Genomic DNA, 21,945 nt, shown 5'->3' on the forward strand with positions numbered 1-21,945 from the left:
GGGGGTATGGTCGCCTCCCGTTCTTCCGTCGATCCGGCGCCGCCGGCCACCCTGTTGCACACGGTCACCATCGAGCTGGGTGAGCGCAGCTACCCGATATTCATTGGGCACGGCCTGCTCGACGATCCGCAGACCTGGGCCGGACTGCCGCGGGCCTCGACCGCGGTCGTGGTCAGCAACGAGATCGTGGCGCCGCTGTACGCGGCGCGGCTGCGCGCGGCGCTCGCGCCGCACTATGCCCGCGTGCTGGAGGTCGTGCTGCCCGATGGCGAGGCGACCAAGGATTGGGCGACGCTGAACCGGATTTTCGATGCGCTGCTCACGCACGGGTGCGATCGCAAAACCGTGCTGTTGGCGTTGGGCGGGGGCGTCGTCGGCGACATGACCGGTTTTGCCGCCGCCTGCTACATGCGCGGGGTGCCGTTCGTGCAGGTGCCCACGACGCTGCTGGCGCAGGTGGATTCGTCGGTGGGCGGCAAGACCGCGATCAACCACCCGTTGGGCAAAAACATGATCGGCGCCTTTTATCAGCCGGTCCGGGTGGTGTGCGACCTGGCGACGTTGGCGACGCTGCCCGAGCGCGAGTACTGCGCCGGCCTGGCGGAGGTGATCAAATACGGGCCGATCCACGACTCCGTGTTTTTGGACTGGATCGAGGCCCACATCGAGGCGTTGCGCTCGCGCGAGCCGGCGATCGTGGCCCACGCGGTGCGCCGCAGTTGCGAGATCAAGGCGGCCGTGGTCGGGCAGGACGAGCGCGAGTCGGGCCTGCGAGCGATCCTCAATTTTGGGCATACCTTCGCTCACGCGATCGAGGCCGGACTGGGCTATGGCCAGTGGTTGCACGGCGAGGCGGTGGGCTGCGGCATGGTGATGGCCGCCGTGCTGTCTCAGCGGCTGGGCTTGGTGTCGCCAGCGTATGTCGAGCGGCTGACGCGCCTTGTCGCGGCGGCGGGGCTGCCCACACGCGCGCCGGTGCTGGCGCCCGACAACGCGGCGCGCTACCTGTCGCTGATGCGCGTGGACAAAAAGGCCGAGGCGGGCGAGATCCGCTTCGTCGTTGTCGATGAGCGCGGCCAGGCGTTCGTGCGTGCGGTGCCCGACGCGGTGGTGGCCGAAGTGATCGAGGCCTGCGCGGCGGGTGGAGGCGACACCGATGCTGGCACCCTACGCGTGTGATCCGGCACGCAGTCGCGGCCGCCGTCACCCCGAGCCGGCGGCGCCGACGCGCAACGATTTTCAGCGCGACCGGGACCGCGTGATCCACTCGACCGCGTTTCGGCGCCTGGTGTACAAAACCCAAGTCTTTCTCAACCACGAGGGCGACCTGTTTCGCACGCGGCTGACCCATTCGCTGGAGGTGGCGCAGCTCGGGCGCAGCATCGCTCGGCCGCTGGGGCTGCACGAGGATTTGGTGGAAGCGATCGCGCTCGCGCACGACCTGGGTCACACCCCGTTTGGGCACGCGGGGCAAGACGCGCTCAACGCCTGCCTGCACGAGGACACGGGCCCAGCGGCGCTGGAGCCACCCGGCGAGGACGAGCCGCATGGCGGCTTCGAGCACAACCTGCAGAGCCTGCGCGTGGTGGATGCGCTGGAGGAGCGCTACCCGGACTTCGACGGTCTGAACCTGTGCTTAGAGACACGCGAGGGCATCCTCAAGCACTGCTCCCGCGCCAACGCCCAGTGGCTGGAGGCGCGCGAGCCTGGCGGCGTAGGGGCCCGCTTTCTGCGCGGGCAATCGCCGTCGCTGGAGGCACAGTTGGCCAACGTGGCCGACGAGATTGCCTACAACGCGCACGACATCGACGACGGCGTGCGCAGCGGGCTGCTGACGCTGGAGCAGCTGGAAGCGGTGGCGCTGTTCGACCACCACCGGCGTGCTGCCTTGGCCGATCATCCACGGCTACAGGGCCGGCGGTTGCTCTACGAGACGATCCGCCGCATGCTCAGTGCCCAGGTGTACGACGTGATCGACGCCACGCGGCAGGCGTTGCGCGAGGCCGACGTCCGCTCGCTCGACGACGTGCGATCGCGCGCGCCCCTGCTGGGCTTTTCGCCCGCGATGCGCGAGGCGTCCGCCGCCCTCAAGCGGTTTTTGCTCACGCACTTGTATCGCCATCCCCAGGTGTTGGAGACGACCGGACGGGCGCGGCGTATCGTGGCTGATCTGTACCAGGCCTATTGCGCCGATCCGTCGCTGCTGCCAACGGGTGCCCGGCGCCCCGGGCTGTCGCTGCGGCGGCAGGTGGCGGACTACATCGCCGGCATGACCGACCGGTTTGCGATCCGTGAGCACGAGCGCCTGACCGGCGAGCGGCTGTTTACCTGACGCACGGAGCCCGGCGACATGGCACGCTTGCCCCGGCTGGCGGTGACGGACGCGGCCCATCTGGTGGTGTGGCGCGGGCACAACGGGCAGCCCGTCTTTGTCGACGACGACGACCGCCAAGCGTGGCTGGCGTCGATGGCGGAGGGCGCGGTGCGCGAGGGCGTGGAGTGGCATGGCCACGCGCTGCTGGTGTCGGCTCTTTGGATGCTGGTCACACCGTGCTTCGACGGGGCGCTGTCGCGTTGGATGCAGGCGCTCGGGCGAACCTATGTGCGCCGCTTCAACCAGCGCCATGGGCGGCGCGGCACCCTGTGGGACGGTCGCTACCGGGCGGCGGTGCTGGCGCCCGACTGGGTGCTGCCGGCATTGGTCTTTTTGGACCAGGAGCCGGTGAGCGAGGGATTGGCCGCCACGCCGGAGGCCTGGCGTTGGTCGAGTCACCGCCATTACGTGGGCGCCGAGCCGCAGCGGGCCGTGACGCCCCCTGCCGCCTGGTGGTCGCTGGGCGACACGCCGTTTGCGCGCGAAGCCGCTTACCGCCGCCTGGTGCAGGAGGGGCTGTCCCGGCAGCAGGCGCAGCGCCTGCGCGAGGCCGCTCTCAAGGGGTGGCCGGTAGGGGATGCCACCTTTTTGGCGGCGTTGCAGGCCCAGACTGGCCGCCGCACCGAACCGGCGCGGCCTGGGCGCCCACGCAAGGTGGTCAATGATCTGTCCCCAAATAATTCCGAGAAGGCTGCGGTGTCAATGAAATAGTGATCTGACCCCAAAAAAAGTGCTTGCCCGTTATGCTGCAATGCACTATCCTGTGGCCCTTCGTCTTTCGTCAACCCGGCCAAGGAGTCAGGCGTGACCGCTACCCCCCAATCCACTGCCGAGCAGCACGGGCTGTACTGCGCTGCCCATGAACACGATGCCTGCGGTGTCGGCTTCGTCGCCCACATCAAGGGACACAAGAGCCACGACATCGTCACCCAGGCGCTCAAGATTCTGGAAAATCTCGACCACCGCGGCGCGGTCGGGGCTGATCCGCTGATGGGTGACGGCGCGGGCATCCTGATCCAGATCCCGGACCAGCTCTACCGCGAGGAGATGGCCAAGCAGGGCGTGACCCTGCCGCCGCCGGGTGAATACGGCGTGGGCATGATCTTTTTGCCCAAGGAGCACGCCTCGCGCCTGGCTTGCGAGCAAGAGATGGAGCGCGCGATCAAGGCCGAGGGCCAGGTGCTGCTGGGCTGGCGCGACGTGCCGGTCAACCGCGACATGCCGATGTCGCCCGCCGTGCGCCAGACCGAGCCGATCATCCGCCAGGTGTTCATCGGCCGCGGCAGCGACGTCATCGTGCAAGATGCGCTCGAGCGCAAGCTGTACGTCATTCGCAAGACGGCCAGCGCCGCCATCCAGCGCCTGCAGCTGACGCACAGCAAAGAGTACTACGTGCCCAGCATGAGCAGCCGCACCGTGGTCTACAAGGGGCTGCTGCTGGCCAACCAGGTGGGCGAGTACTACCGCGACTTGCAAGATCCGCGCTGCGTCTCGGCGCTGGGGTTGGTGCACCAGCGCTTCTCCACCAACACCTTCCCCGAGTGGCCGCTGGCGCATCCCTACCGCTACGTGGCGCACAACGGCGAGATCAACACCGTCAAGGGCAACTACAACTGGATGCGCGCGCGCGAGGGCGTCATGAGCTCGCCGGTGCTGGGCCCGGATCTGAAGAAGCTCTACCCCATCAGCTTTGCCGGGCAGTCGGACACCGCGACGTTCGACAACTGCCTGGAGCTGCTGACGATGGCGGGCTATCCACTGGCGCACGCGGTGATGATGATGATCCCCGAGCCGTGGGAGCAGCACACGCTGATGGACGAGCGCCGACGCGCGTTCTATGAGTACCACGCCGCGATGCTGGAGCCGTGGGATGGGCCGGCGTCGATCGTGTTCACCGACGGGCGCCAGATCGGGGCCACGCTGGACCGCAACGGCTTGCGGCCGTCGCGCTATTGCATCACCGATGACGACATGGTGATCATGGCGTCCGAATCGGGCGTGCTGCCGGTGCCCGAGAGCAAGATCGTGCGCAAGTGGCGCTTGCAGCCAGGCAAGATGTTCCTCATCGATCTGGAGCAGGGCCGCATGATCGACGACGAGGAAATCAAGGCGACCCTGGCCAACGCCAAGCCGTACAAGCAGTGGATCGAAAACCTGCGCATCCGCCTAGACGACGTGGAGCGCCCGGTGGCCGGCGACGACGAGGCCAGCGTCAAGGCGGTGGCGGATGAATCGTCCCAGGCGGCGATGGAGCGGGTGGACGCCAACCTGCTCGATATGCAACAGGCCTTTGGCTACACGCAAGAGGACATCAAGTTCTTGATGGCGCCGATGGCCCAGAACGGCGAAGAAGGCGTGGGCTCGATGGGCAACGACAGCCCGCTGCCGGTGCTGTCGGACCGGCCCAAGCCGCTGTACAACTACTTCAAGCAGCTATTCGCGCAGGTCACCAACCCGCCGATCGACCCGATCCGCGAGGCGATCGTGATGTCGCTGGTGTCGTTCATCGGCCCCCGCCCCAACCTGCTCGACATCAACCAGGTCAACCCGCCGATGCGGTTGGAGGTCAGCCAGCCCGTGCTCAGCGACGCCGACATGGCCAAACTGCGCGACATCGAGCGCCGCACCGGTGGCAAATTCCGCAGCACCACGCTGGACATCACCTACCCGGTTGCCTGGGGCAAGGAGGGGGTGGAGGCCAAGCTCGCCTCGCTGTGCGCGGAGGCGGTCGACGCCATCCGCAGCGGCAGCAACATCCTCATCGTCAGTGACCGCGGCGTCAACCGCGAGCGGGTGGCGGTGCCCGCGCTGCTGGCGCTCTCTGCCATCCACCAGCACCTGGTGCGCGAGGGGCTGCGCACCGCCACCGGTCTGGTGGTGGAGACGGGCAGCGCGCGCGAGGTGCACCACTTCGCGGTGCTGGCCGGCTACGGGGCGGAGGCGGTCTACCCCTACTTGGCGTTCGAGACGCTGCGCGCCATCCACAAGGATTTGCCCGGTGACCTATCGGCCGACAAGGCGATCGCCAACTACATCAAGGCGGTGGGCAAGGGGCTGTCCAAGATCATGTCCAAGATGGGCGTGTCCACCTACATGAGCTACTGTGGCGCGCAGTTGTTCGAGGCGGTGGGCATCAACAGCGCGACCATCGACAAGTACTTCACCGGCACGCCCAGCCGGGTCGAGGGCATCGGCGTGTTCGAAATCGCCGAGGAGGCCATCCGCTGGCACCGACAGGCGTACAGCAACGACCTGCCGATGCGCGACATGCTCGACGTCGGTGGCGAATACGCGTGGCGCGCCCATGGCGAGCAGCACATGTGGACGCCAGATGCGATCGCCAAGCTGCAGCACGCCACGCGTGCGGGCAACTTCGCCACCTACAAAGAGTACGCGCAGCTCATCAACGACCAGTCGCGCCGGCACATGACGCTGCGTGGGCTGTTCGAGTTCAAGGTCGATCCGGCCAAGGCGATTCCGATCGACGAGGTCGAGCCCGCGTCCGAGATCGTCAAGCGCTTCGCCACCGGCGCCATGTCGCTGGGGTCGATTTCCACCGAGGCGCACACCACGCTGGCCATCGCGATGAACCGCATCGGCGGCAAGTCCAACACCGGTGAGGGGGGCGAGGACCCGGCGCGTTACCGCAACGAGCTCAAGGGCATCCCGATCCGCAAGGGCGAGACCGTGGGTTCGATCATCGGCCGCGACAAGGTCGAGGTCGACATCGAGCTGCAAGACGGCGACAGCCTGCGCTCCAAGATCAAGCAGGTGGCCTCTGGCCGCTTTGGTGTGACGGCCGAATACCTGGTGAGTGCCGACCAGATCCAGATCAAGATGGCGCAGGGTGCCAAGCCCGGCGAAGGCGGTCAGCTGCCCGGCAGCAAGGTGTCGCCCTACATCGGCTATTTGCGCTACTCCGTGCCGGGCGTGGGCCTGATCAGCCCGCCGCCGCACCACGACATCTACTCCATCGAGGATTTGGCGCAGCTCATCCACGACCTGAAAAACGTCAACCCGCGCGCCGACATTTCGGTCAAGCTGGTGGCCGAGGCGGGTGTGGGGACGATCGCCGCTGGCGTGGCCAAGGCCAAGGCCGACCATGTGGTCATCGCCGGCCATGACGGCGGCACGGGCGCGTCGCCCTGGTCGTCCATCAAGCACGCGGGCAGCCCGTGGGAAATCGGCTTGGCCGAGACGCAGCAAACGCTGGTGCTCAACCGCCTGCGCGGTCGCATCCGCGTGCAGGTGGACGGGCAGATCAAGACCGGGCGCGACGTCGTTATCGGCGCGCTGCTGGGGGCCGATGAGTTTGGCTTCGCCACCGCGCCGCTGGTGGTCGAGGGCTGCATCATGATGCGCAAGTGCCACCTCAACACCTGCCCGGTGGGTGTGGCCACGCAAGACCCGGTGTTGCGCCGCAAGTTTGCCGGCAAGCCCGAGCACGTGGTCAACTACTTCTTCTTCGTGGCCGAAGAGGTGCGCGCCATCATGGCGCAGCTGGGCATCCGCAAGTTCGACGACCTGGTGGGCCGCACCGACTTGCTCGACATGCGCCGTGGCATCGAGCACTGGAAGGCCAAGGGGCTGGACTACAGCCGCCTGCTGCACCAGCCGCCGGTGGCCGACGGCGTGGCGCGCCGCCACGTCGAAACCCAGGATCACGGGCTGGATCGGGCGCTGGACGTGCGGCTGATCGAAAAGGCCCGTCCTGCTATCGAGCGTGGCGAGAAGGTGCACTTCATCGAGAGCGTGCGCAACGTCAACCGCACGGTGGGCGCGATGCTGTCGGGCGAGGTCACGCGCCACCACCCGGAGGGGTTGCCTGACGACACCATCCGCATCCAGATGGAGGGCACGGGTGGCCAGTCGTTCGGCGCCTTCCTGTGCAAGGGCATCACGCTGTACCTGATCGGCGACGCCAACGACTACACTGGCAAGGGTCTGTCGGGTGGGCGCATCGTGGTGCGCCCCAGCATCGACTTCCGCGGGGATGCGGGCCACAACATCATCGTGGGCAACACGGTGCTGTACGGTGCGACGCGCGGCGAGGCGTTCTTCCGCGGCGTCGCTGGTGAGCGTTTCGCCGTGCGGCTGTCCGGCGCCACCGCGGTGGTGGAGGGCACCGGCGACCACGGCTGTGAGTACATGACCGGGGGTACCGTCGTCGTACTGGGCAAGACGGGGCGCAACTTTGCCGCCGGCATGAGCGGTGGTATCGCCTACGTCTACGACGAAGACGGCCTGTTTGCCAAGCGCTGCAACACGGCGATGGTGGCGCTCGACCGCGTGGTCTCGGCCGCCGAGCAGGAGGCCACGGTCGATCGCGCCATCTGGCACCGCGGCATGACCGACGAGGCGCAATTGCGCCAGTTGCTGGAGGAGCACCACCGCTGGACCGGCTCCACCAAGGCGCGCGCCCTGTTGGACGACTGGGCGACGGCGCGCACGCGCTTCGTCAAGGTGTTCCCGCACGAGTACAAGCGCGCCCTAGGCGAGCTGGCCGCCAAGCAGTCGGCCGCCGAGGTAGCGGCCGAGGCCGCGCCTGCCAAATCGGCGGGCAAGTCCCGCAAGACCGCGCCGGCCGCGTGAAGGCGGCGCCGTTCATCGACTGACGAGGCAATCGATCATGGGTAAGATCACTGGCTTCATGGAATACGCGCGCGTCGAGGAGGGCTACCAGCCCCCGCAGGAGCGCGTCAAGCACTATCGCGAGTTCGTCATCGGGCTGGACGAGGCGCAGGCCAAGATCCAGGGCGCCCGCTGCATGGACTGCGGCACGCCGTTTTGCAACAACGGCTGCCCGGTCAACAACCTCATCCCGGACTTCAACGACCTCGTCTATCGGGGCGAATGGAAGAACGCGATCGAGGTGTTGCACACCACCAACAACTTCCCCGAGTTCACCGGGCGCATCTGCCCGGCGCCCTGTGAGGCGGCGTGCACGCTCAACATCAACGACGATCCGGTGGGGATCAAGTCGATCGAGCACGCCATCATCGACCGCGCCTGGGCCGAGGGCTGGGTGCTGCCTCAGCCGCCCAAGGTCAAGACCGGCAAAAAGGTGGCGGTGGTCGGCTCTGGTCCCGCCGGACTGGCGGCAGCCCAGCAGCTCGCGCGCGCGGGGCACGACGTGACGGTGTTCGAAAAGAACGACCGCGTCGGCGGGCTGCTGCGCTACGGGATCCCCGACTTCAAGATGGAGAAGTGGCTCATCGACCGCCGCGTCGAGCAGATGCAGGCCGAAGGGGTGACTTTCCGCACCCGGGTGCTGGTGGGCACGCTGCCCGAGGGCGTCAAGGTGAACAATGACGCGCGCGAGGTCATTGCGCCGGAGCAACTGAAGGCCGAGTTCGACGCCGTGCTCTTGTGCGGCGGGGCCGAGCAGCCGCGCGACCTGCCGGTGCCGGGCCGCGAGCTCGATGGCATCCATTTCGCGATGGAGTTCTTGCCGCAGCAAAACAAGGTCAACGCCGGCGACAAGCTCAAAAAGCAAATCACCGCCACCGGCAAGCACGTCATCGTCATCGGCGGGGGCGACACCGGCAGCGACTGCGTGGGCACCAGCAACCGGCACGGTGCGGCCAGCGTGACGCAATTCGAGGTCATGCCCCAGCCGCCCGAGCAGGAAAACAAGCCGCTGACCTGGCCCTACTGGCCGCTGAAGCTGCGCACCAGCACCAGTCACGAGGAAGGCTGCCAGCGCGAGTTCGCCATCGCCACCAAAGCCTTCATCGGCAAAAACGGCAAGGTTACGGGCGTGCGCACCGTGCACGTCGAGCTCAAGGACGGCAAGCTGGTCGAGATTCCTGGCACCGAGAAAGAATACAAGGCCGACTTGGTGCTGCTGGCGATGGGCTTCGTGTCGCCGATTTCTACCGTGCTGGATGCCTTCGGCGTCGAGAAGGATGCACGCGGCAACGCCAAGGCGCACACCGAGGCCAACGGCGGCTACGCGACCAACGTGCCCAAGGTGTTTGCCGCGGGCGACATGCGGCGCGGCCAGTCGCTGGTGGTGTGGGCGATCCGCGAGGGCCGCCAGGCCGCGCGCGCGGTCGACGAGTACCTGATGGGGCACTCTTTGTTGCCCCGCTGACGCGCAAGCCCGCGATCGCGCCCGTGCGACGCGCTTGCGGGTTATCCCGTATGATTCGGCAGCCGGAGCCACCGGCTGTTGTTATTTTTTGCATCCATGATCGAGTCCCCCCTCGTCGAGCTGTGCCGCGTCACCTTCGGGTACGGGGATGGGCGTCCCGTGCTCGACGACGTGAGCTTGCACGTGCCCCGTGGCAAGGTCACCGTGCTGATTGGAACCTCGGGTGGGGGCAAGACGACGCTGCTGCGGCTCATCGGTGGGCAGTTGCGGGCCCGCAGCGGCCAGGTGCTGTTCGACGGACAAGACGTCGGCGCGCTCGACCGCGACGGTCTGTACGCGGTGCGGCGGCGCATGGGCATGCTGTTTCAGTTCGGCGCGCTCTTTACCGACATGTCGGTCTTCGACAACGTGGCCTTTCCGCTGCGCGAGCACACCCGGCTGTCGGAGCCGCTGATTCGCGACATCGTGCTCATGAAGCTGCACGCCGTCGGTTTGCGCGGCGCGCGCGACCTGATGCCGGGCGAACTCTCCGGCGGCATGGCGCGCCGCGTGGCGCTGGCGCGCGCCATCGCGCTCGATCCGGAGCTGATCATGTATGACGAGCCGTTTTCGGGCTTGGACCCGATCTCGTTGGGCACGGCTGCGCGGCTGATTCGGCAGCTCAACGACACGCTGGGCCTGACCAGCATCATGGTCTCGCACGAGCTGGAGTCCACCTTCGCGGTGGCCGACCACATCATCGTGCTGGCCAACGGGCGCGTGGCGATGCAGGGCACGCCAGACGAGGTGCGGCACAGCGAGGACCCGCTCATTCGCCAGTACGTGACCGCGTCGCCCGACGGCCCGGTGCGTTTTCACTATCCGGCCGTTTCGGTGGCCGAGGATTTCGGCCCCACGCTGCGGGGAGGGCGACAGGCATGAAAGGGTGGCATCCCGCCGATATCGGCTTTGCCGTGCGCGCCAAACTGGCCGACCTGGGGCTGGGCGCGCGGTTGTTCGTGCGCCTGTTGCTGGGCACGTGGGCGAGTTGGCGGCGCTTCGGGCTGATCCGCGACCAGATTCACTTCTTGGGCAACTATTCGCTGTCGATCATCGCGGTCTCGGGGCTCTTCGTGGGTTTCGTCTTTGGGCTGCAGGGCTACTACACGCTGCAGCGCTACGGCTCGTCCGAGGCGCTGGGCCTGCTCGTGACGTTGAGCCTGGTGCGCGAGCTGGGGCCCGTGGTCACCGCGCTGCTGTTCGCCGGGCGGGCCGGCACCTCGCTGACCGCCGAGATCGGCCTGATGAAGGCCGGCGAGCAGTTGAGCGTCATGGAAATGATGGCGGTGGATCCCATCGACCGCGTGCTTGCGCCGCGGTTTTGGGGCGGGGTCATCGTCATGCCGCTGCTGGCGGCGGTCTTCAGCGCCATGGGGATCATCGGTGGCTGGGTGGTCGGGGTACTCATGATCGGGGTCGACGGCGGCGCGTTCTGGAGCCAGATCCAAGGCGGTGTCGACGTGTGGGCCGACGTCGGCAATGGCATGATCAAGAGCGTGGTGTTCGGCATCGCGGTGACGTTCATTGCCCTGCTGCAGGGGTTCGAATCGCACCCGACGCCCGAAGGGGTGTCGCGCGCCACCACGCGCACGGTGGTCATGGCGTCGCTGACGGTGCTGGGCTTGGATTTCATCCTGACGGCGATGATGTTCACCATCTGACTGAGCGAGGAACGTGGAGTGATGCAGCGATCCAAAATCGACGTGTGGGTGGGGCTGTTCGTGCTGATCGGGGCGGTCGCCATCCTTTTTTTGGCCCTGCAGGCCGCCAACCTGTTGAACCTGAGCTTCAACCCCACCTACCGCGTCACGGCGACGTTCGACAACGTCGGCTCGCTCAAGCCCAAGGCGGCGGTGCGCAGCGCCGGTGTGGTGGTAGGGCGGGTGGAGTCGATCGCGTTCGACGACCAGACGTATCAGGCGCGCGTGGTGCTGGCGCTCGAATCGCGGTATGCTTTCCCGAAGGACAGCTCGCTCAAGATTCTGACCAGCGGCCTGCTGGGCGAGCAGTATGTGGGGATCGAGCCCGGCGGCGCGGACGCCAACCTGTCCGAAGGTGACGTGGTCACCCACACCCAGTCGGCCGTGGTGCTGGAAAACCTGATCGGTCAATTCCTCTTCAACAAGGCCGCCGAAGCGGGAGGTGCACAATGAACCGAGAAATGGTCATCCGCTGGCGCCGGTCGGGTGCCGCGATGCTGGCGGTGGCCGCGATCGCTATCTCGGGCTGTGCCACCGGGCCGGATGCCAACCCGCGCGATCCGCTCGAGCCGTTCAATCGCGGCGTTTACCAGTTCAACGAGGCGGTCGATACCGCCGTGCTGCGGCCCGTGGCGCAGGGATATGTGGCGGTGGTGCCGTCGCCCGTGCGCACGGGGGTGGGCAACTTCTTTGCCAACCTGCGCGATGCCTGGTCGGCGCTCAACGCCGCGCTGCAAGCGCGCCCGCAGCCAGCGGCCGAGAATTTCATGCGCTTTAGCGTCAACACCTTCCTGGGCCTCGGGGGTGTGCTCGACATTGCCAGTGAGATGGGCATCCCGCGCACGACGCTCGATTTTGGTCACACGCTGGGTCGATGGGGCGTGCCGCCTGGCCCCTATCTGGTGCTGCCGCTGCTGGGGCCGTCCACCGTGCGCGAGACGGTCGCACTGCCCGTCGACCGGCGCGGCGACCCCGTCTCGCAAGGGGTGGACGATGTCGCCACGCGCAATAGCGCGCAAGCGCTGCGCTTGGTCGATACGCGCGCCTCGCTGCTGCGCGCGGGGGAACTGCTGGAGCAGGCGGCGTTGGACAAGTACGGGTTTACGCGCGATGCCTACCTGGCGCGCCGTCAGCGCCAGATCGATGCCTCGCGTGGCGACGACGAGTGACGCGCCGACGTCACCAGTGGTAACAGTCCGGAACCCGGCGCGTCTTTTCTGAACCGAATGGATATGCAAACGACCCTTGTATCTCCGACCCGCCCGGTAGCGGCCGTGATGAACCGCCGCCGCTGGTGGATCACCAGCGCGGCCGTTGCGCTCGCGGCGACCCTTGCGTGGCAGCCCCACGCCCGCGCCCTGGCGATGGAAGCGCCCGATGCGCTCATCCAGCGCGTGGGCACCGAAGTGTTCGAGGCCGTCAAGCGCGACCCCGCCCTGCGCAACGGTGACATCACGCGCATCATGGAGCTGGTCGACAGCCGGCTCATGCCACACGTCAACTTCGAGCGCATGACCGCGTCGGCCGTCGGGCGCTTCTGGCGGCAAGCCACGCCTGAGCAGCGCCAGCGCCTGATGGCGGAGTTCAAAATCCTGCTGGTGCGTACCTACTCGGGCGCGCTGACCCAGATTCGCGACCAGACGCTGGTCATTCGCCCCCTGCGTGCGGCACCCGACGCGACCGAGGTCGTGGTGCGCTCCGAGATTCGCGGCGGCAAGGGCGACCCGATCCAGCTCGACTACCGGCTCGAACAGACGCCCACCGGCTGGAAGGTGTACGACCTCAACGTCATGGGGGTGTGGCTGGTCGAGACGTACCGCACACAGTTCGCGCAGGAGATCGCGGCCAAGGGCATCGACGGGCTGATCGCCGCGCTGGCCGAGCGCAACCGCGCCAACGCCAACGCGCAGCGGAGCTAAATCGGCATGGCCGAGGCACTCGTCACTCCCCTGCCGCCGCTGCCCGCCACCCTGACCCACGCACAGGCCGAGGATTACGTGGCGCGCTGCCGTGCCGCGCTCGCGGCCGTGTCGCCCGCCCCGTTCGTGGCGCGGGTGGATGCCGCGGCGCTGCAGGAGTTCGATTCCTCGGCGCTGGCGGCGCTGCTGGCCGTGCGGCGCGAGGTGCTCGCCCGCGGGGGCGACTGGCAGGTGAGCGGCTTGCCGCCCCGGGCGCGGGTACTGGCAGGCCTGTATGGGGTGGCGGAGCTGCTGCCGTCGTAGAATGGCGGGTTTATGTCCGCCGCCGTCCGATTCGATCACGTCAGCAAGCGTTTCGACACGCCACGCGGGCTCTTGCACGCCCTGCAAGACGTGGCGTTCGACATCGAAGCGGGCGAATTTTTCGGCCTGCTCGGCCCCAATGGCGCGGGCAAGACCACGCTCATCAGTATCCTGGCCGGGTTGAGCCGACCCAGCAGCGGGCGCGTGGCGGTGTTCGGGATCGATGTGCATGCCGATCCCATGCAGGCGCGGCGGCGCTTAGGCATCGTGCCGCAGGAGCTGGTGTTCGACCCCTTCTTCACCGTGCGCGAGGCGCTGCGCTTTCAGTCGGGCTACTTCGGCATCCGCGGCAACGACGCCTGGATCGACGAGCTGCTGGCCGGGCTGGGCTTGACCGACAAGGCCGACACCAATATGCGGCAATTGTCCGGTGGTATGAAGCGGCGGGTCATGGTGGCGCAGGCGTTGGTGCACCGGCCGCCGGTCATCGTGCTCGACGAGCCGACGGCGGGCGTGGACGTCGAGCTGCGCCAAACGCTGTGGGCGTTCATTTCGCGCCTCAACCGTGAGGGCAGCACCGTGCTGTTGACCACGCACTACCTGGAAGAGGCCGAGGCGCTGTGTGGCCGCATCGCGATGCTGCGCGCCGGGCGCGTGATCGCCCTGGAGCGCACGGCGGATTTGCTCAAACGCGCGTCGGCCAACGTGTTGCGCTTCAAGACAGATCAGATGCTGCCGGCGGCGCTGGCGGCGCGCGCGCGCGTGACCGGGCGCATCAAGCAGATCAAGGTGCACGACGCCTACGAGGTCGAGCAGACGCTGGCGGCGTTGCGCCAAGCGGGCGTCGTGATGGAAGACATCGAGGTGCACAAGGCCGACCTGGAAGATGTGTTTCTGGATTTCATGGCCGTACAGCCGACTGCGGAGGCGCCGGCATGAGTGGCTGGCAAACCCTGCTGCGCAAGGAGGTGCTGCGCTTCTGGAAAGTGGCGTTCCAGACGGTGGCCGCGCCCATCGTGACCGCCATGCTGTACCTGCTGATCTTTGGCCACGTGCTCGAAGAGCACGTGCAGGTCTACGACGGCGTGGGCTACACCGCGTTTTTGCTGCCTGGGCTAGCGATGATGAGTCTGCTGCAAAATGCCTTTGCCAACAGCTCGTCCAGCCTCATCCAGAGCAAGATCATGGGCAACCTGGTCTTCATCCTGGTGGCACCGCTGTCGCACTGGGCCTGGTTCGTCGCCTACGTCGGCTCGTCCGTGCTGCGCGGGCTGGTCGTGGGCACGGGGGTGTTGTTGGTCACGGCATGGGCGGCCGAGTTGCGTTTTGCCCATCCGCTGTGGATCGGGGTGTTTGCGGTGCTGGGGGCGGGTCTGTTGGGCGCGCTGGGCGTGATCGCCGGCCTGTGGGCCGAGAAGTTCGACCAGATGGCGGCGTTTCAGAACTTCCTCATCATGCCCATGACGTTTCTGTCCGGCGTGTTCTACTCCATCCACTCGCTGCCGCCGTTTTGGCAGGCGGTCAGCCACCTCAACCCGTTTTTTTACATGATCGACGGTGCGCGCTACGGCTTTTTTGGGGTGAGCGACGTCTCACCTTGGCTGAGCCTGGCGGTGGTCGGCACGGCGTTCGTCCTCGTGGCGGCGCTCACGCTGCACCTGCTGCGCATCGGCTACAAGATACGCCATTGATTTTGCTGGGCGCTGCAGCGCCAGACCTCACGAGAGCACCGACCATGACTGCCGACCAACTGCGCGCCCTGATTGCGGCCGGACTGCCGTGCGAACACCTGGAGGTCAGCGGTGATGGCCGTCACTGGATGGCCATCGTCGTCTCGCCCGCCTTCGAGGGGTGCCGCGCCATCCAGCGCCACCAGATGGTGTACGCCACGCTGGGGCAGCGCATGCACACCGACGAGGTGCACGCCCTGTCCATGAAGACCTACACACCTGCCGAGTGGCAGGCCGCCCGCCGCACAGCGCAGGAGTGACGATGGAGCGGCTCAGTATCCGGGGCGGCCAGCGGCTGCACGGCGAGGTGGAGATCTCGGGCGCCAAAAACGCGGCGCTGCCCGAGCTGTGCGCCGCCTTGTTGACCGACCAGCCGGTGACGCTGCGCAACGTGCCGCGGCTGCGCGACGTGGCCACCATGCGCGCGTTGTTGGAGGGCATGGGGGTGCAGGTGCGCACGCATGGCGAGCGCGGCGGCATGACGCTGCACGCTGTCGGCGCGCTGCAGCCGGTGGCGCCGTACGAGATGGTCAAGACCATGCGCGCCTCGATCCTGGTGCTGGGGCCGTTGCTGGCACGCTGCGGCCAGGCGCGCGTGTCGCTGCCCGGGGGGTGCGCGATCGGCTCGCGCCCGGTGGACCAGCACATCAGGGGTTTGCAGGCCATGGGGGCCGAGATCGTGGTCGAGCACGGTGACATCGTGGCGCGGCTGCCCGCTGGGCGCAGCCGGCTGCGTGGCGCGCGCATCACCACGGACATGGTTACTGTCACCGGCACTGAGAACCTGATGATGGCTGCGGCGCTTGCCGAGGGCGAAACCGTGCTGGAAAACGCCGCGCAGGAGCCCGAGGTGGTCGATCTGGCGCAGCTGCTGATTGCCATGGGCGCGCGCATCGAGGGCCACGGCACCAGCCGCATCCGTATCGAGGGCGTGGCAGCGCTTGCGGGTGCCGAGCACACGGTCGTCTCGGACCGCATCGAAGCGGGGACGTTCTTGTGCGCGGTGGCGGCCACCGGGGGCGAGGCGTGGCTGCGCGCGGCCCGCGCCGAGCACTTGGACGCGGTGATCGACAAACTGCTCGACGCCGGCGTGCAGGTGCAGGCCGAGCCCGACGGTATGCGCGTGCGCTCGCCCGGCGGCGCGGCGTTGCGGGCGCAGAGTTTTCGGACCACCGAATATCCGGGTTTTCCGACCGACATGCAGGCGCAGTTCATGGCCCTCAACGCCATCGCGCAGGGGCCCAGCGCCATCACCGAGACCATTTTCGAGAACCGCTTCATGCACGTGCAGGAGCTGGTGCGGCTGGGGGCGCAGATCCGCATCGACGGGCGCACCGCGTTCGTCGAGGGGGGGCGGCGGCTGTCGGGCGCGACCGTGATGGCGACCGACTTGCGCGCCTCGGCCAGTCTGGTCATCGCCGGATTGGTCGCCGACGGCGAGACGGTGGTCGACCGCATCTACCACCTGGACCGCGGCTACGACCAGATGGAGCGCAAACTGCGTGCGCTGGGCGCCGACATCGAGAGGATCGCATGAGTGCCGACACCGTGACCCTGGCCCTGTCCAAGGGCCGGATCTTCGACGAGACGCTGCCGCTGCTGCGTGCGGCGGGCATCGAGGTGCTCGAAGACCCCGAGACCTCGCGCAAGCTGATCCTGCCCACCAACCGGCCCGAGGTGCGTGTGGTGCTGGTGCGCGCCACCGACGTGCCTACCTACGTGGAGCACGGCGGCGCCGATCTGGGCGTGTGCGGCATGGACACGCTCATCGAGCACGAGGCCACCTGGGGCGACGCGGCCCGGGTGGGTCTGTACCGGCCGCTCGATCTGGGCATCGCCCGCTGCCGCATGAGCGTGGCGGTGCCGGCCGATTTCGACTACGCGCGCGCAGTGCGCCAGGGGGCGCGCCTGCGCGTGGCGACCAAATATGTGGCGATCGCGCGCGAGTTCTTCGCCAGCAAGGGCGTGCACGTGGATTTGATCAAGCTCTATGGCAGCATGGAGCTGGCGCCACTGACCGGGCTGGCCGACGCCATCGTCGACTTGGTCTCCACCGGCAATACCCTCAAGGCCAACCGGCTGGTCGAGGTCGAGCGCATCATGGACATCTCGTCGCAGCTGGTGGTGCGGCCGACCGCGCTCAAGCTCAAGCGCGAGCGCATCCGCCCCATGCTGCAAGCCTTTGCGCAAGCGGTCGCGCAGCGCTCTGCGACAATGGAATCATGACCATGGCAGATCGACTCTTGGCCCGCCCACTGCGGCTGGACACCACGGACGCGGATTTCGAGGCACGCTTCGCGGCGCGCCTGCACTGGTCGGCCGAGACCGACGCGGACATCGAAGCGCGCGTCGCGCAAATTCTGGCCGACGTGCGCACACGCGGTGATGCGGCGGTGCTCGAGGTCACGCGTCGCTTCGACGCGCTCGAGGCGGCCAGCGTGGCCGAGTTGGAGTTGGGCGCGCCCGTCCTGCGCCAGGCCTTCGATGGCCTGCCTGCCGCGCAGCGCGACGCCCTGCAACAGGCGGCCGCGCGCATTCGCCGCTACCACGAGGCGCAGCTCGACGCGTGCGGCCGCTCGTGGGAGATTCGCGAGGCCGACGGCACGCGGCTGGGGCAGAAGGTCACGCCGCTGGACCGCGTCGGCATTTACGTGCCGGGTGGCAAGGCGGCCTACCCGTCGAGCGTGCTCATGAACGCGATACCGGCCCACGTCGCGGGCGTGCCGGAGATCGTCATGGTCGTGCCCACGCCGCGCGGCGAGCGCAACCCGCTGGTGCTGGCCGCGGCGCACGTGGCGGGCGTCAGCCGCGCATTCACCGTCGGGGGGGCGCAGGCGGTGGCGGCGCTGGCCTATGGCACCGCCACCATCCCGAAAGTGGACAAAATCACCGGCCCGGGTAACGCCTACGTGGCCAGCGCCAAGAAGCACGTTTTTGGTACCGTGGGCATCGATATGATCGCGGGGCCTAGCGAAATCCTGGTGCTGGCGGACGGCACCACACCACCCGATTGGGTGGCGATGGACCTGTTCAGCCAAGCCGAGCACGATGAGCTGGCGCAGTCCATCCTGCTGTGTCCGGATGGGGCCTATCTGGACGCGGTGCAGGCAGCCATCGACCGCCTGTTGCCCACCATGCCGCGCGCCGACATCATCGCCAAGAGCCTCAACGGCCGTGGCGCGCTCATTCGCACGCGCGACATGGCCGAGGCGTGCGCAATCAGCAACCGCATTGCCCCGGAGCACCTGGAGATCGCCAGCCGCGAGCCGCAGCGCTGGGAGCCGCTATTGCGGCACGCGGGCGCGATCTTTCTGGGTGCCTACACCAGCGAGAGCTTGGGCGACTACTGCGCCGGCCCCAACCACGTGCTGCCCACCAGCGGCACGGCGCGTTTTTCCAGCCCGCTCGGGGTGTACGACTTCCAGAAGCGCACGAGCCTCATCGAAGTCAGTGCCGACGGCGCGCAGACGCTGGGCCGCATCGCGGCGGTGCTGGCGCATGGCGAAGGCTTGACTGCGCACGCGCGCGCGGCCGAGCTGCGCCTGTGCTCGGAGGGCGATGCATGAGCGCGCGGCTCGACGCCGCCCTGCAGCGCATCCGAGACGACGTGCAGGGCATGCACGCCTACGCGATCCAGGATGCCGTGGGCCTCATCAAGCTGGACGCGATGGAAAACCCCTTCGCGCTGTCCGAGCCGCTGCAGCGCGCACTCGGTGAGCGCCTGGGCCGCGTGCCCGTGCACCGTTATCCGGGGCCGCGCATCGACGACCTCAAGCGCGCGCTGGCCGCGCACGTCGACCTGCCCGCGGGTGCGGCGCTCATGCTGGGCAATGGCTCGGACGAATTGATCGCCTTGTTGGCCCTGGCGTGCGATCGGCCCGGGGCCGCCATCGTGGCGCCGGTGCCCGGCTTCGTCATGTACGCCATGAGCGCGCAGCTACAGGGCCTGGCCTTCCACGGCGTGCCGCTCACACCCGACTTCGCGCTTGACGAGGCGGCCATGGTCGAGGCGATCGCGCGCGTGCGGCCGGCAATCACCTATTTGGCGTATCCCAACAACCCCACCGCCAACCGCTGGGATCCGGCGGTGATGCGGCGCGTCATCACCGCCGTCGGCGCGGCAGGCGGCCTGGTGGTGGTGGACGAGGCGTACCAACCCTTTGCCAGCCACACCTGGCTGGACGAATGGCGCGCTGACCCCGACGCGCACGCGCACGTGCTCGTCATGCGCACCCTGTCCAAATTCGGGCTGGCGGGCGCTCGGCTGGGCTACCTGATCGGCGCGGCGCCCCTCATCGCCCAAATCGACAAAGTGCGGCCGCCCTACAACGTGAGCGCCCTCAACGCCGAGTGCGCGCTGTTTGCGCTGGAGCACGCCGACGTGTACGCCGCGCAGGCGGCCACCATCCGCGCCGAGCGCGAACGCCTGCAAGGGGCACTGGCCGCGCTGCCGGGCGTGCGGCCCTATCCCAGCGAGGCGAACATGATTCTGGTGCGCGTGCCCGACGCCGCGCGTGCCTTTGCAGGCTTGCGCGCGCGTGGCGTCTTGGTCAAGAATGTTTCTACAATGCACCCGTTGCTGGCCAACTGCCTGCGGCTGACCGTCGGCACCCCCGCCGAAAACGACGCGCTGCTGGCGGCGCTGCCTCCCTCGCTATGACCACCTTACCCGCTCCCAGCGTCACCCCGCGCACCGCGGAAGTGCAGCGCGTCACGGCCGAAACCCGCATCCGCGTGCGCGTCGACCTCGACGGCACGGGGCAGGCCCGGCTCGACACCGGCATCGGGTTTTTCGATCACATGCTGGATCAGATCGCCCGCCACGGGCTGATCGATCTGGAGATCGAGTGCCGCGGAGACCTGCACATCGATGGCCACCACACGGTGGAGGATGTCGGCATCACCTTCGGGCAGGCGCTGGCGCGCGCGGTTGGTGACAAGCGCGGCATCCGCCGCTATGGGCACGCCTACGTGCCGTTGGACGAAGCCCTGTCGCGCGTGGTGGTGGACTTTTCTGGCCGGCCTGGGCTGCACATGGACGTGCGCTTCACCGCCGGCATGATCGGGCAGTTCGACACCCAGCTCGTGACCGAATTTTTCCAGGGCTTCGTCAACCACGCGGGCGTGACGCTGCACATCGACAACCTCAAGGGCGTCAACGCACACCACCAGTGCGAGACGATCTTCAAGGCGTTTGCGCGCGCGCTGCGCGCCGCGCTGGAGCGCGATGCCCGCCTGGGGGACGCCGTGCCCTCGACCAAGGGCAGTTTGTGAGCGCCACCGTCACCGGTCACGAGGCGAACGCAGCTTCCACGAGCACGATGTATACCCCGATCAGGCGCGAGACGGTCGCGGTCGTCGATTACGGCATGGGCAACCTGCGCTCGGTGGCGCAGGCGGTCATGCACGCGGCGCGGGCCAGCGATCGGGTCGACGTCGTCGTGACGGCCAGCCCGCAGGTGGTGCGCGACGCCCACCGCGTGGTGTTGCCCGGGCAAGGGGCCATGCCCGATTGCATGGCCGAGCTCGAGCGCAGCGGCCTGCGCGAGGCGGTGCTGCACGCGGCGGCCACCAAACCGCTGTTCGGTGTGTGCGTCGGCATGCAAATGCTGCTCGACCATTCCGAGGAAGGCGACACCCCCGGCCTGGGCTTGATCGCGGGCGAGGTGGTGCGTTTTCGCCTGCAGGGCCAGCGCCAGCCCGACGGCAGCCGCTACAAAGTGCCGCAGATGGGCTGGAACCGTGTCTGGTACGGCTTCGAGCATGGCGCGAGCGAGCAGCCACCGGCCCATCCGCTGTGGGCGGGCATCCCGGACGGCAGCTACTTCTACTTCGTGCACAGCTACCATGCGCACCCGGCGCATCCCGCCCACGCGGTGGGCGTGACCGAGTATGGCGTGCGCTTTGCCAGCGCCATCGCGCGCGACAACCTGTTCGCTACCCAGTTCCACCCAGAAAAGAGCGCCGCCCAAGGGCTGGCCCTGTACCGCAATTTCCTGCACTGGAATCCCTGAACCCTCAACCCCGCCCGAAAGCCATGCTGCTGATCCCCGCCATCGACCTGAAAGACGGCCAGTGCGTGCGCCTCAAGCAAGGCGACATGGAGCAGTCCACCATCTTTAGCGACGACCCCGCCGCCATGGCGCGCCACTGGGTCGAGCAGGGCGCCACCCGCTTGCACTTGGTGGACTTGAACGGCGCCTTCGCGGGCAAGCCCCGCAACGAAGCCGCCGTGCGCAGCATCTTGCGCGAAGTCGGCGACGACATCGACGTGCAGCTGGGCGGTGGCATCCGCGACCTCGACACCATCGAGCGCTACTTGGACGCCGGCCTGCGCTACGTCATCATCGGCACCGCCGCCGTCAAGAATCCCGGCTTTTTACAGGATGCCTGCAGCGCCTTCGGCGGACACATCATCGTCGGGCTCGACGCGCGGGACGGCAAGGTGGCCACCGACGGCTGGAGCAAGCTCACCGGCCACGAGGTCGTCGATCTGGCGCGCAAGTTCGAGGACTACGGCGTCGAGGCCATCGTCTACACCGATATCGGCCGTGACGGCATGCTCACCGGCATCAACGTCGAAGCCACCGTGCGGCTGGCGCAGGCGCTGTCCATCCCGGTCATCGCCTCGGGCGGCCTGTCGGGGCTGGACGACATCTGCCGACTGTGCGAGGTCGAGTCCGAGGGCGTGGAGGGCGTGATCTGTGGCCGCGCCATCTACAGCGGCGAGCTAGACTTTGCCGCCGCGGTGCGGCTGGTCGACGAACTGGGCGCCTGACGGCCG

21 protein-coding genes are annotated in these 21,945 nt (G+C 67.9%); all 21 read left to right on the top strand.

What is annotated here, in order from left to right:
• The first annotated feature begins 6 nt into the window (after positions 1–6).
• The 21 genes from aroB (at position 7) to hisA (ending at position 21,939) form a co-directional block, all read left to right on the top strand.
• Positions 7–1,179 (top strand): 3-dehydroquinate synthase, encoded by a 1,173-nt coding sequence (aroB, locus tag ACPYIS_RS06885; RefSeq protein WP_424859729.1) that lies wholly within the window; start codon positions 7–9, stop codon positions 1,177–1,179.
• Positions 1,157–2,332, top strand: a complete 1,176-nt coding sequence (locus ACPYIS_RS06890) for a deoxyguanosinetriphosphate triphosphohydrolase (RefSeq protein ID WP_424894822.1) — start codon at positions 1,157–1,159, stop codon at positions 2,330–2,332. The genes aroB and ACPYIS_RS06890 overlap by 23 nt, the downstream gene beginning before the upstream one ends.
• An 18-nt stretch (positions 2,333–2,350) precedes the next feature.
• Complete coding sequence (locus tag ACPYIS_RS06895; RefSeq protein ID WP_424894821.1) at positions 2,351–3,085, top strand: transposase; 735 nt, start codon at positions 2,351–2,353, stop codon at positions 3,083–3,085.
• A gap of 93 nt (positions 3,086–3,178) precedes the next feature.
• Positions 3,179–7,966: a glutamate synthase-related protein gene (locus ACPYIS_RS06900; protein ID WP_424894820.1), complete on the top strand. Its 4,788-nt coding sequence runs from the start codon at positions 3,179–3,181 to the stop codon at positions 7,964–7,966.
• A 37-nt stretch (positions 7,967–8,003) separates the two neighbouring features.
• Positions 8,004–9,470, top strand: coding sequence for a glutamate synthase subunit beta (locus ACPYIS_RS06905; RefSeq protein WP_424859725.1), 1,467 nt, complete (start codon positions 8,004–8,006; stop codon positions 9,468–9,470).
• Positions 9,471–9,566: 96 nt separating this feature from the next.
• Entirely contained in the window at positions 9,567–10,391 is an 825-nt protein-coding gene (locus tag ACPYIS_RS06910; protein ID WP_425974081.1) for an ABC transporter ATP-binding protein, read from the top strand.
• Entirely contained in the window at positions 10,388–11,170 is a 783-nt protein-coding gene (gene mlaE, locus ACPYIS_RS06915; protein ID WP_299021864.1) for a lipid asymmetry maintenance ABC transporter permease subunit MlaE, read from the top strand. Before ACPYIS_RS06910 ends, mlaE begins: the two co-directional genes overlap by 4 nt.
• 21 nt (positions 11,171–11,191) lie before the next feature.
• Positions 11,192–11,662, top strand: a complete 471-nt coding sequence (gene mlaD, locus ACPYIS_RS06920; RefSeq protein ID WP_299021861.1) for an outer membrane lipid asymmetry maintenance protein MlaD — start codon at positions 11,192–11,194, stop codon at positions 11,660–11,662.
• Positions 11,659–12,378, top strand: coding sequence for an MlaA family lipoprotein (locus ACPYIS_RS06925; RefSeq protein ID WP_424859723.1), 720 nt, complete (start codon positions 11,659–11,661; stop codon positions 12,376–12,378). The genes mlaD and ACPYIS_RS06925 overlap by 4 nt, the downstream gene beginning before the upstream one ends.
• Before the next feature lie 108 nt (positions 12,379–12,486).
• A complete protein-coding gene (locus tag ACPYIS_RS06930) occupies positions 12,487–13,128 on the top strand; it encodes an MlaC/ttg2D family ABC transporter substrate-binding protein (protein ID WP_299021855.1) in 642 nt (213 codons plus the stop codon).
• A gap of 6 nt (positions 13,129–13,134) precedes the next feature.
• A complete protein-coding gene (locus ACPYIS_RS06935) occupies positions 13,135–13,431 on the top strand; it encodes an STAS domain-containing protein (protein WP_299021848.1) in 297 nt (98 codons plus the stop codon).
• 12 nt (positions 13,432–13,443) lie between these two features.
• Complete coding sequence (locus ACPYIS_RS06940; RefSeq protein WP_299021843.1) at positions 13,444–14,370, top strand: ABC transporter ATP-binding protein; 927 nt, start codon at positions 13,444–13,446, stop codon at positions 14,368–14,370.
• The gene (locus tag ACPYIS_RS06945) at positions 14,367–15,122 is read left to right on the top strand and encodes an ABC transporter permease (protein ID WP_424859721.1); all 756 of its coding nucleotides are present in this window, start codon (positions 14,367–14,369) and stop codon (positions 15,120–15,122) included. The genes ACPYIS_RS06940 and ACPYIS_RS06945 overlap by 4 nt, the downstream gene beginning before the upstream one ends.
• 44 nt (positions 15,123–15,166) lie before the next feature.
• A complete protein-coding gene (locus ACPYIS_RS06950; protein ID WP_299021838.1) occupies positions 15,167–15,421 on the top strand; it encodes a BolA family protein in 255 nt (84 codons plus the stop codon).
• 2 nt (positions 15,422–15,423) lie between these two features.
• Entirely contained in the window at positions 15,424–16,698 is a 1,275-nt protein-coding gene (gene murA / locus ACPYIS_RS06955) for a UDP-N-acetylglucosamine 1-carboxyvinyltransferase (protein WP_424894818.1), read from the top strand.
• Positions 16,695–17,387 carry an ATP phosphoribosyltransferase gene (hisG, locus tag ACPYIS_RS06960; RefSeq protein WP_424859720.1) on the top strand — a complete coding sequence of 231 codons (693 nt, stop codon included), beginning with the start codon at positions 16,695–16,697 and terminating at the stop codon, positions 17,385–17,387. Before murA ends, hisG begins: the two co-directional genes overlap by 4 nt.
• A 2-nt stretch (positions 17,388–17,389) precedes the next feature.
• Positions 17,390–18,727: a histidinol dehydrogenase gene (gene hisD, locus ACPYIS_RS06965; RefSeq protein ID WP_424859719.1), complete on the top strand. Its 1,338-nt coding sequence runs from the start codon at positions 17,390–17,392 to the stop codon at positions 18,725–18,727.
• Entirely contained in the window at positions 18,724–19,821 is a 1,098-nt protein-coding gene (gene hisC, locus ACPYIS_RS06970) for a histidinol-phosphate transaminase (protein WP_299021821.1), read from the top strand. Before hisD ends, hisC begins: the two co-directional genes overlap by 4 nt.
• A complete protein-coding gene (gene hisB / locus ACPYIS_RS06975; RefSeq protein WP_424894816.1) occupies positions 19,818–20,435 on the top strand; it encodes an imidazoleglycerol-phosphate dehydratase HisB in 618 nt (205 codons plus the stop codon). The genes hisC and hisB overlap by 4 nt, the downstream gene beginning before the upstream one ends.
• A 47-nt stretch (positions 20,436–20,482) precedes the next feature.
• On the top strand, positions 20,483–21,175 hold the full coding sequence (gene hisH, locus ACPYIS_RS06980; RefSeq protein ID WP_424859718.1) for an imidazole glycerol phosphate synthase subunit HisH: 693 nt from the start codon (positions 20,483–20,485) through the stop codon (positions 21,173–21,175).
• Between the two features lie 23 nt (positions 21,176–21,198).
• Positions 21,199–21,939 (top strand): 1-(5-phosphoribosyl)-5-[(5-phosphoribosylamino)methylideneamino]imidazole-4-carboxamide isomerase, encoded by a 741-nt coding sequence (hisA, locus tag ACPYIS_RS06985; protein WP_424859717.1) that lies wholly within the window; start codon positions 21,199–21,201, stop codon positions 21,937–21,939.
• The last annotated feature ends 6 nt before the right edge of the window (positions 21,940–21,945 follow it).

Origin of the sequence: Tepidimonas sp. HKU78 (genome assembly GCF_049860815.1) — a bacterium.
Classification (GTDB): Bacteria; Pseudomonadota; Gammaproteobacteria; order Burkholderiales; family Burkholderiaceae_C; genus Tepidimonas.